We start from the raw sequence: 255 nt of genomic DNA, 5'->3' as shown, positions 1-255 counted from the left end.
CCAACCACCAGAACGCTTCGCAGCATCTCGTCGCCGGCACGGGTGATCACCCCAAGCCTCGTCTTGCCAGCGGTCGAATGATCCTTGGGCGTCAGTCCCAACCAGGCGGCAAACGCCCGGCCGGACTCGAACAGCCGGGCATCCGGGGTTTTCAGCATCAACAGCGTTGCGCCGACCGGACCGACACCGGGAATTTGCGCAAGGCGCAGGCTGCATTCATCGGCGCGGTGCAAATCCAGCAGCTCTTCCTCCACC

Annotated in this window: 1 protein-coding gene; it reads right to left on the bottom strand. The window is 64.3% G+C overall.

Annotation, left to right across the window (positions count from 1 at the left end; genetic code table 11):
• Nucleotides 1–255, bottom strand: a 255-nt coding sequence (locus tag ACFHWW_RS34485) for a transposase (RefSeq protein ID WP_379943889.1), incomplete at both ends; no start/stop codon positions are given.

Origin of the sequence: Sinorhizobium sp. P24N7 (assembly GCF_042436655.1) — a bacterium.
Lineage (GTDB): Bacteria > Pseudomonadota > Alphaproteobacteria > Rhizobiales > Rhizobiaceae > Sinorhizobium > Sinorhizobium meliloti_A.
Note: the sequence above shows the minus strand (reverse complement) of the source record. Positions and strands in the feature narration are given on the sequence as shown.